This window comes from Streptomyces sp. NPDC021225, assembly GCF_044332865.1.
In the GTDB taxonomy this organism is placed as follows: Bacteria; Actinomycetota; Actinomycetes; order Streptomycetales; family Streptomycetaceae; genus Streptomyces.
This window is the reverse complement of sequence record NZ_JBIRPV010000009.1, coordinates 161155-172344: the sequence shown is the minus strand read 5'-3', so window position 1 is coordinate 172344 and position 11190 is coordinate 161155. Positions and strand designations below refer to the sequence as shown.

At 74.9% G+C, this 11190-nt stretch carries 1 protein-coding gene; it reads right to left on the bottom strand.

All coding sequences use genetic code 11. From position 1 onward, the window contains the following. Positions 1-24: 24 nt before the first annotated feature. Positions 25-11187: a type I polyketide synthase gene (locus tag ACH4S9_RS33490; RefSeq protein ID WP_398375330.1), complete on the bottom strand. Its 11163-nt coding sequence runs from the start codon at positions 11185-11187 to the stop codon at positions 25-27. Positions 11188-11190 lie beyond the last annotated feature (3 nt).

Below are 11190 nucleotides of genomic sequence, written 5' to 3'. Positions count from 1 at the left end.
GGAAGGCGTGTGCCGGGAGCCGGGTCACAGCTCTCCCAGTTCTTCGTCGATGAGCGCGAACACCTCGTCCTGGGAAGCCGAGTCCAGGCCCCAGTCCGTCGCGGGTGCCCGCGTCACGACCGAGGCCGGGCTCACCCGGCGCAGCAGCTTCTCCAGCCGCTCGGCCACCTCGTTCCGGGCCGGGTCGTCGTCGGGCATGGTGGCCAGCGCGATGTCCAGCCGGTCCAGGTCGGACATCACCGGGCTGACTTCGGTCTCGTCCCGGCACAGCTCGTCCCGGAGGTAGCCGACCAGGCCGGTGACGGTCGGGTAGTCGAAGATGAGCCCGGCGGGGAGCTTGCGCTGGACGGCGCCGCCCAGCCGGTTGCGCATCTCGACGGCGGTGACCGAGTCCAGGCCGAGCTCCCAGAACGGGCGGCCGGTGGGCACCGACTCGGGCCCGTCGTGGCCGAGGACGGCCGCGGCGTGGGTACGCACCAGGTCGCGCAGCACCCGCTCCTGCTCGGTCCGGCCGAGGCCGGCCAGCCGCTCCTCGAGCGACGGCCCCGTCTGATCGGGGGCGGCCCCGCCGGTGGCCGACTCCCGGATGCGGCGCACCTCTTCCAGATCGTGCAGCAGCGGGCTGGGCCGGGCGGCGGTGTACGCGAGGTAGAACCGGTCCCAGTCGATGTCCGCGACGACCAGGAAGGTGTCGTCGCCGTCGAGCGCCTGGCGCAGCGCCAGGACCGCCCGCTCGGGGGACATCACCGGGACGCCGTGCCGGCGCCGCAGATCGGCGACGGCCTCCTTCTCGGCCATCCCGCCCTGGGCCCAGGCACCCCAGCCGATGGAGGTGGCCACCTGGCCGTGGGCGCGTCGGTGCCACGCCAGCGCGTCGAGGTAGGCGTTGCCGGGCGCGTAGTTGGCCTGTCCGGCGGCGCCGAAGGTGCCGGCGGTGGAGGAGAACAGGACGAACGCCGACAGGTCCAGATCCGCGGTCAGCTCGTGCAGGTTCCGGGCGGCGCCGGTCTTCGCCCGCAGCACGGCGTCCGCCCGGTCGGCGGTCAGCGCGTCCAGCGGGCCGTCGTCCAGCACCGCGGCGGTGTGGAAGACGGCGGTGAGCGGCAGCTCGTCCGGGATGTCGGCGAGCACGGCCGCCAGCGCCTCACGGTCTCCGGCGTCGCAGGCGAGGAGGGTCACCCGGGCGCCGTCCGCCTCCAGGCCGGCCCGCAGCTCCGCGGCCCCCGCGGCGTCCGGTCCGCTCCGGCTGAGCAGCAGCAGGTGTTCGGCGCCGCGGGCGGCCAGCCAGCGGGCGACATGGCCGCCGATGGCGCCGGTGCCCCCGGTGATCAGTACGGTTCCGGTGGGGGTCCACTCGCGGGCGGGGGCGGCGGGCGCCGGGGTGCGGGCCAGCCTGCGGGCGAGGATACCGCCGGTCCGTACGGCGAGCTGGTCCTCCCCGGATCCGCCGGACAGCAGCCCGCACAGCCGGTTCACGTCCTGCTCGTCCGGCTCGGCCGGAAGGTCGATCAGCCCGCCCCAGCGGCCGGGGTGTTCCTGGGCGGCCACCCGGCCCAGCCCCCACACCAGCGCCTGCGCCGGGCTGACGGGGGCGTCGTCGGCTCCGTTGGTCACCGCGCCGCTGGTCACACACCACAGGGGCGCCGTGACACCGGCGGCCTCCAGCGCCTGGCACAGCGCCAGGACATGGGCGAAGCCGCCCGGCACCGCCGGGTAGGAGGGGTGCGGCCGCTCGTCCCAGGCGCTCACCGACAGCACTCCGGCCGGCTGAGCCGACTCGCCCGGCTCGGTCGGCTCGCAGGCCGTCCGCAGCTGCGCGGCGATGTCGGCGGGGCGGTCGGAGGAGATCACCACCGGCAGGGCCCTGGCGCCGCGGCGCTCGATGCCCGCCACCAGCGCGGCCACCCGGGGGTCCGCCTCGAATCCGGCGGAGACGGCCAGCAGCCAGGTGCCGGACAGGGGGGCCGGCGCGGTCTCGGGGACCTGCGCCCAGGCGATGCCGTAGCGCCAGGTGTCCACGGTGGCGCGCTCGCTCCGCTGCCGGTGCCAGTCCGAGAGCGCGGGCAGCACCGCGTTCAGCGAGGACCGTACGGACACGTCCTCGACGCCGAGGGTCGACGCCAGCCCGTCCGGGTCGAGCTGGTCCACCGCGGCCCAGAATGCCTCGTCCACTGCGGTGTTGCCCCGGGCCGCCTCGGGCTCCGACGGCGCGTCCAGCCAGTAGCGCTGCCGGTGGAAGGCGTAGGTGGGCAGCTCCACGGTCCGCCCGCCCTCGAAGGTGGTCGCCCAGTCCACGGCCACCCCGGTCACGAACACCTCGGCCAGCGCGGTCAGCAGCCGGTCCCGGCCGCCCTCGTCGCGCCGCAGGGTGCCGCCGATCGCGATGTCGCCGGGGTGGTCCTCGAGCGTCTCCGCCATGCCGGTGGTCAGCACCGGGTGCGGGCTGACCTCGACGAACACATCGTGTCCCGCACCCGCCAGGGCGCGCGTGGCCTGCTCGAAGAGCACGGTCTGGCGCAGGTTGCGGTACCAGTACTCGGCGTCCGCCGCGCCCGTGGCGAGGAGTTCGCCGGTGACGGCGGAGTACATGGGCAGCTCCGGCGTCCGGGACACGACCGGCGCGGCCAGGTCCAGCAGCGCCTCGCGCAACCGCGCCACCTGCGGGGAGTGGGAGGCGTAGTCCACCGGGATACGGCGTGCCCGCACCCCCTCGCGCTCACAGGCGGCCATCAGCTCCTCCAGCGCCTCCGGTTCACCGGCGACGACGGTGGAGCCGGGCCCGTTCACGGTGGCGACGCTGATGCGCTCGCCCCACGGCTTCAGCAGCTCCAGGGCCGCGCCCATGGGCCTGGCGAGCGAGACCATGCCGCCCTGCCCCGCCAGCTCCCGCGCGATGAGCCTGCTGCGCAGGGCCACGATCCGGGCGGCGTCGTCGAGCGACAGCACACCCGACACGGCCGCCGCCGCCAGCTCCCCCTGGGAGTGGCCCACCACGGCGGACGGCTCGACCCCGTGGGTCCGCCACACCTGGGCGAGGGACACCATCACCGCCCACAGCACCGGCTGCACCACGTCGACCCGGTCAAGCGACGGCGCGCCGGGGCGGCCGCGCAGCACGTCGAGCGGGGACCAGTCGATATGCGGCGCGAGAGCCGCGGCACAGCTTTCGAGGCGTTCGGCGAAGGCCGGGGAGATGTCGAGGAGTTCCGTGGCCATGCCGGCCCACTGCGAGCCCTGTCCGGGGAAGACGAACACGGTCTTCGCGCGCGCGGCCGCGACACCTTGGACCACACCGGCGGCCGGTTCGCCGCCGGCCAGCGCGGCGAGGCGGTGCAGCAGCTCCTCCCGGTCCCGGCCGACGACCACCGCGCGGTGGTCGAAGACGGCCCGGGTGGTCAGCAGGGACCGGGCGATGTCGGCGGGGGCCAGGTCCGGGGCGGCGGTCACCCGCTCGTGCAGCCGGCGGGCCTGGTCGCGGAGGCTCTCGGCGCTCTTGGCCGAGACGACCCACGGGACCGGCGCGTCGGCGACCGGGGCCGCGGGCGCCTCGGGCTCGGGCACCTGCTCGGGGATGTGCTCCAGGATCACATGCGCGTTGGTGCCGCTGATGCCGAAGGACGACACGGCGGCCCGCCGCGCCCGCCCGGTCTCGGGCCACGGCACACTTCCGTCGGCGAGCCGCAGCCCCCCGGCCGCCCAGTCGACGTGCGAGGTGGGCCGCTCGACGTGGAGGGTGCGCGGGACGACGCCGTGGCGCAGGGCCAGCACGGTCTTGATGACACCGGCGACACCCGCCGCGGCCTGCGTGTGGCCGAGGTTGGACTTCACCGAGCCGAGCAGCAGCGGCCGGTCCTCGGCCCGGTCCTGGCCGTACGTGGCCTGGAGGGCCTGCGCCTCGATCGGGTCGCCGAGGGAGGTGCCGGTGCCGTGTGCCTCCACGACGTCCACATCGGCGGCGCTCAGACCCGCGTTGGCCAGAGCCTGGCGGATCACCCGCTGCTGGGCGGGGCCGCTGGGCGCGGTCAGGCCGTTGGACGCGCCGTCCTGGTTGAGCGCGGAGCCGCGGAGCACCGCCAGCACCCGGTGTCCGTTGCGCCGGGCGTCGGAGAGCCGCTCGACGACCAGCATGCCGATGCCCTCGGCGAATCCCATGCCGTCGGCGTCGGCGCCGAACGCCTTGCAGCGGCCGTCGAGCGCGAGCCCGCCGATCCGGCTGAACTCGATCAGCGGCCGCGGGGTGGACATGACGGTCACCCCGCCCGCGACGGCCAGGGTGCACTCGCCCTGCCGGAGCGACTGGGCGGCCAGGTGCAGGGCCACCATGGACGACGAGCAGGCGGTGTCCACCGTGATCGCCGGGCCCTCCAGGCCCAGGGTGTAGGCGATCCGGCCGGAGGCCACGCTGTTGGCGCTGCCGTTGCCCAGGTATCCCTCGAAGCCGCTGAGCAGCCTGGGGAACCGCGAGGCGTAGTCGTTGTAGATCAGTCCGGTGAAGACGCCGGTCGAGGTGGCGCGGAGCGTGGTGGGGTCGATGCCCGCGCGCTCGAACGCCTCCCAGGTGGTCTCCAGCAGCAGCCGCTGCTGCGGGTCGGTGGCCAGGGCCTCGCGGGGCGAGATGCCGAAGAACTCGGGGTCGAAGTCGGCCATGTCGTGCAGGAATCCGCCGACCCGCGCGTAGGAGTCGTCCGGGAAGTGGGGGTCGCCCAGGTCGTCGACCTGCCAGCCGCGGTCGGTGGGGTAGGCGCCGGTGGCGTCCCGCTCGTCGATGAGCAGCTGCCACAGGTCCTCCGGTGAGCCCACCCCGCCGGGGAACCGGCAGCTCATGCCCACGATCGCGATCGGCTCATCCGCCACCACAGCCACCGCCGCAGCAACCGGAACCGCAGGCACGGACACGCCCTCGCCATCCGCCCCCAGCCGCAACGCCAGCTCCGCCGCCAGCGCCACCGGCGTCGGATGGTCGAACACCGCCGTCACCGGAAGCCGCAACCCCGTCGCCGCACCCAGCCGGTTCCGCAGCTCCACCGCCGTCAGCGAGTCGAACCCCACATCCTTGAACGCCCGATCCGCACCCACCGCCTCGGCACCACCATGCCCCAACACCACCGCCGCCTGCGCCCGCACCAACTCCGTCAACACCCGATCCCGCTCGGCCGGCGAGAGCGTGGCGAGACGCTCGCGCAGACCGCCGCCATCGGCGGGCGCGTTCGCCGCCACCCGCTTGGCCGGGGTGCGCACCAGGGCGCGGAAGAGCGGGGCGGGGTCCTTGTGCCTGCCCACCGCGGACACGTCGAGCCTGACCGGGACCGTGTGCGGACGCGGCATCCGGACGGCGGCGTCGAACAGCGCGAGGCCCTCGTCGGTGGTGAGCGCCTGGACCCCGCTGCGGCGCATCCGCTCCAGGTCGGCGGCGCCGAGCGCGCCGGTCATGGAGCTGCGGTCGGCCCACAGGCCCCAGGCCAGGGAGTGCGCGGGCAGCCCCTGGGCGCGGCGGTGCCAGGCGAGGGCGTCCAGGAAGGCGTTGGCGGCCGCGTAGCTGCCTTGTCCGGCGGCGCCCAGGACGCCTGCGGCGGAGGAGAACAGCGCGAACAGCGACAGATCGCGGTCCCGGGTCAGCTCATGCAGATGCCACGCCGCGTCCACCTTCGGCCGCAACACCGTGTCGAGACGCTCCGGCGTCAGCGCCGACACCACCCCGTCATCCAGCGCACCCGCCGCATGCACCACACCGCGCAGCCCGGGCAACTCACCCAACAGCCCCGCCAACGCCCCACGATCCGCCACATCACACGCCACCACCCGCGCCGTGGCCCCCAGCTCCGCGAGGTCCGCGACAAGCTCCGCCGCACCCGGCGCCTCCATGCCACGACGGCTGGTCAACACCAGGTCGGTGACGCGATGTTCGGTAGCCAGATGACGGGCCAGGGCCGAACCGATGACCCCCGTACCCCCCGTGATCAGCACGGTCCCGTCGAGCGGGCCGGACGGCGGGGTGGTCAGCACCACCTTGCCGGTGTGACGGGCCTGGCTGAGGTGGCGGAAGGCCTGCGGGGCCTGCCTGGTGTCCCAGGCGGTCACCGGCAGCGCGCTGAGCACCCCCTGCCCGAAGAGGTCCGCGAGGTGGGTGAGCATCTCCCCGAGCCGGTCGGCACCGGCCTCGCCGAGGTCGAACGCGCGGTAGCGCACCCCGGGCCGGGCCGCGGCGACCTCGTCGGCGTCACGGATGTCGGTCTTGCCCATCTCGACGAACCGCCCGCCGCTCGGCAGCAGCCCGAGCGAGGCGTCCACGAACTCCCTGGCCAGGCAGTTCAGTACGACATCGACACCCCGGCCGCCGGTCGCCTCGAGGAACCGGTCGGCGAACTCCAGGGTGCGCGAGGACGCCAGCCGCTCGGCCGGAACACCCATGCCGCGCACCACCGGCCACTTCGGCTCGCTCGCCGTCGCGTACACCTCGGCGCCCAGGTAGCGGGCCAACTGGACGGCCGCCATGCCCACCCCACCCGCGGCGGCGTGCACCGCCAGCGACTCGCCGGCCCGCAGATCGGCGAGGTCCACCAGCGCGTAGTAGGCGGTCAGGAACACGGCGGGCACCGAAGCCGCCTCGGCGAACGACCAGCCACCCGGCACACGCACGACCATCCGCGCGTCCGCCACCGCCAGCGGACCCGCGTACGCGCCCGACAGCAGCCCCATCACCCGATCGCCCACCGCGAGACCGGTGACCTCCCGGCCGACCTCGACCACCACACCGGCGCCCTCGCACCCGAAGAGCGATTCGGTGTTGGGAACCACGCCCAGCGCGACCAGGACATCCCGGAAGTTGACGCCGGTCGCGCGCACCGCGACCCGCACCTGGCCCGCCGCCAGGGGCGCCTCGGCCCTCGGGGACGCGGTCAGGGCCAGCCCCTCCAGGGTGCCCGCGGTGTCCAGGTCGAGCCCCCAGGCTCCGGCCGTGCCGGGCAGCGGCAGCGTTCCCGGGTCCGCCGAGGGCACGCGGGCCAGCCGCGGTACGGACGCCGCGCCGGAGCGGACGACGGCTTCCGACTCGCCCGCGGCCACCGCGGCGGCCGCCACCGCGGACAGCGCCGCCATCACCCCCGGGTCGGTCTCCGGGTCGGTGGCACCGTCGATGTCCACCTGGAGAATCCGGTGCGGGTGCTCCGACGCGGCCGAGCGCAGCAGTCCGCGCACGGCGGCCTGCGCCATGTCGATCCGGTCGCCCGGGGCCACGGCGATCGCGCCCCGGGTCACCGGAACCAGCCGTACGGCCTCCAGCTCGTCGTGCGCGAGCCACTCGCGCACCGGGCCGAGCACCGCGGCCAGCACCTCCCGGCTCGCGGCGGGCATGTCGCCGCCATCCCCGCGCGGGCAGGGAAGCAGCACCACCGGGGGCACCGGCTCGCCCGCGCGGACGGCCTCGGCCACGGCGGCGGCGTCCGGGTAGCGCGGCGCGTCGAGGCCGGGCAGGGCGTCGCCGAGGATCGCGAGCCCCTGCTCCGGCGCGTCGGCCGTGGCCAGAGACGCCCAGGTCACCTCGTACATCGAGTTGACCGCTGTGCCGGACATCGCGTCGGCGGACAGCGGGCGCGAGACGATCTGGTCGACCGTGAGGATCGGCAGCCCGGCCTGGTCGGTCATCCGCACCGAGATCGCGTCGGATCCGGCCGGGGCCATCCGGACCCGCGCCGAGGTGGCGCCCATGGCGTGGATCCGGGCGCCGGAGAAGGAGAACGGCATCATCCGCTCCGCCTCGCCCTCCGCCACCGTCACCAGCCGTGTCTGAAGCGCCGCGTCGACCAGCGCGGGGTGTACGCCGAACCGCTCCGCCTCGCCCGCGGCGGCCTCGTCCAGCGCGACCTCGGCGAACATCTCGGCGCCGCGCCGCCATACCGCGCGCACGCCCCGGAACACCGGTCCGTAGGCGTAACCGGCCTCCGCGAGGCGCTCGTAGAAGCCGTCGATGTCCACGGCGACCGCGTCGGCGGGCGGCCAGGCGGTGTCCTCGGCCGCGGGCTCGCCGGCGGGCGCGGTGATGAGCGTTCCGGTGGCGTGGCCGGTCCACTCCTCCTCGTCATCGGTCCGGCCCGGGCGGTGCGGCCGGGAGTGCACCCGGACGGCGCGGCGGCCCAGTTCGTCGGCGGCGTCGACGCCGACCTGGATGTCGAGGGGGGTGCCGTCGGCGGGCAGGACCAGGGGCGCGTGCAGCACGAGCTCGTCCAAGTGGTCGCTGCCGACCGACTCGCCCGCGCGCAGCGCGAGTTCCATGACGGCCGCGCCCGGCAGCAGGACCCGGTTCAGCACGGCGTGGTCGGCGAGCCACGGCTGGGCGGCCGTGGACAGACGGCCGGTGAAGACGCAGCCGTCGCCGTCCGCCAGCGTGACGGCGGCCGCCAGCAGCGGATGGCCCACGACGGACAGCCCGGCCCCGGCGACATCGCCGACGCCGGCGGTGCCGCGCAGCCAGTAGTGGTCGCGCTGGAACGCGTAGGTGGGCAGGTCCACGGGCGCGGCGGCGCCGCCGAAGACCGCCTTCCAGTCGGGCTCGACTCCCCGCACCCACAGCTCGGCCAGCGAGGTCAGCACGCGGCGCGGGCCGCCCTCGTCGTGCCGCAGGGTGCCCACGGCGAGGACGTCGGTGTCGACGGCGTGCCCGGCCTCCTGGATGGCGCCCGCCAGCACGGGGTGCGGGCTGACCTCCAGGAACACCCGGTCACCCTGGTCGAGCAGAACCCGCACGGTGTCATGGAACGCCACCCGCTCCCGCAGATTGCGATACCAGTACTCCGCGTCCAGCTCCACACCCGTCACCGGCGCCCCGGTCACCGTCGAATACATCGGCACATCACCCACACGCGGCACAATCGGCCCCGCCAACTCCAGCAACCGCCCCCGGATCCGCTCCACATGCGGCGTATGCGACGCGTAATCCACCGCCACCCGACGCGCCCGCACCCCCACCGCCTCAGCCGCCGCCAGCACCGCGTCCAGCGCCTCCGGGGATCCGGCCACGACGGTGGCGGCCGGGCCGTTGACGGTCGCGATCCACACGCCGTCATGTCCTTCGAGGAGCTCCTCGACGCGCTCGACGGAGGCCGCGACGGACACCATCCCGCCGAGGCCCGCCAGCTCTCCCGCGATGGCACGGCTGCGCAGCGCCACCAGCCGCGCACCGTCCTCCAACGACAACGCCCCCGACACACACGCCGCCGCGATCTCACCCTGCGAATGGCCGATCACCGCCGACGGCTCCACACCCGCCGAACGCCACACCTGAGCCAGCGACACCATCACCGCCCACAACACCGGCTGCACCACATCCACCCGCTCCAGCGGACCCTCCTCGCGCAACACCTCCAACAGATCCCACTCGATATGCGGCGCCAACGCCCCCGCACACTTCTTGATCGAGTCGGCGAACGCCGGGGAGGTGCCGAGGAGTCCGGAGGCCATACCGACCCACTGCGACCCCTGGCCCGGGAAGACGAACACCACGCCCGTGGGCGCGCCGGTGGTCTCGCCGCTCACCACGTGGGCCGCAGGCTCCCCGGCCGCGAGGGCGTCGAGGCCGCTCAGGAAGGTGTCCGGGGCGTCGCCCACGACCACGGCACGGTGCTCAAGGCCCGACCGGGTCGACGCCAGCGACCAGCCGATGCCGGCCGGGTCCCCGTGTTCGGCGGCGACGGAGCGCACCCGTCCTGCCTGGGCCTTCAGGGCGGCGGCGGACCGGGCCGACACCGGCCACGGGAGGGCGCCGGTGAGCGCGGCCGGGGCGGGGGCGTCGGCGGGCTCGCGCTCGTCCGCCGGGGCCTGTTCGAGGATCACATGCGCGTTCGTTCCGCTCACTCCGAACGAGGACACCGCGGCCCGCCGCATCCGGTCGCTCTCGGGCCAGGCCAGATTGTCCGTGGCCAGCTCGACCGCGCCGGACTCCCAGTCCACATGCGGGGTCGGTTCGTCCACGTGCAGGGTGCGCGGTACGACGCCGTGGCGCAGCGCCATCACCATCTTGATGACACCGGCCACGCCCGCCGCGGCCTGGGTGTGGCCGATATTCGACTTGACCGAGCCGAGCAGCAGCGGCCGGTCCCCTGGCCGGTCCTGGCCGTACGTCGCCAGCAGCGCCTGCGCCTCGATCGGGTCGCCCAGCGACGTACCCGTGCCATGAGCCTCCACGGCGTCCACGGCGGCGGCGGACACCCCGGCGTCGGCCAGCGCCTGACGGATCACCCGCTGCTGCGCAGGACCGTTCGGCGCCGTCAGGCCGCTCGACGCGCCGTCCTGGTTCACCGCGCTGCCCCGCACCACGGCCAGCACCTGGTGGCCGTTGCGCACCGCGTCCGACAGCCGCTCCACCAGCAGCAGGCCGACGCCCTCGGCCGCCCCCATGCCGTCCGCGGTGGCCGCGAACGCCTTGCACCGGCCGTCCCGCGACAGGCCCTGCTGCTTGCTGAACTCGGTGAACAGGTCCGGGGTCGACATCACGGCGACACCGCCGGCCAGCGCCAGGGAGCACTCGCCCTGCCGCAGCGAACGGACCGCCAGGTGCAGCGCCACCAGCGACGACGAGCAGGCCGTGTCCACGGTGAGGGCCGGGCCCTCCAGGCCGAAGGTGTACGCGATCCGGCCCGACGCCACGCTGCCCGCCACGCCCGTCATGGCGTGGCCCTCGACCTCTTCGGGGACCGCGGGCAGCCTGCTGCCGTAGTCGCGGAAGCTGGAGCCGATGAACACGCCCGTCCGGCTGCCGCGCAGCGCCGCCGGGTCGAGACCTGAGCGCTCGAACAGCTCCCAGGAGGTCTCCAGCAGCAGCCGCTGCTGCGGGTCCATCGCCAGCGCCTCGCGCGGTGATATGCCGAAGAAGGAGGCGTCGAACTCGCCCGCGTCGTGCAGGAATCCGCCCCGGTCCACATACGAGGTGCCCGGCCGGTCGCCCGCGGGGTCGACCAGGCCGGCCAGGTCCCAGCCGCGGTCGGCCGGGAAGCCGGTTATGGCGTCCCCGCCGCCGGACACCAGCCGCCACAGGTCCTCGGGCGACGCGACCGCGCCGGGATAGCGGCAGCTCATCCCGACGATCGCCACCGGCTCGCTGTCCGCAGTCTCCACGGCCCGCAGCCGCGACCGCGTCTCCTGAAGTTCCGCGGTGACCCGGGTCAGGAAGTGGCGAAGCTTCTTGACGTCATCCATGTT

Bases quoted from the DNA above. Each gene is read 5' to 3' on its own strand.
- ACH4S9_RS33490 (WP_398375330.1), bottom strand. From the start codon at position 11,187: ATGGATGACGTCAAGAAGCTTCGCCACTTCCTGACCCGGGTCACCGCG.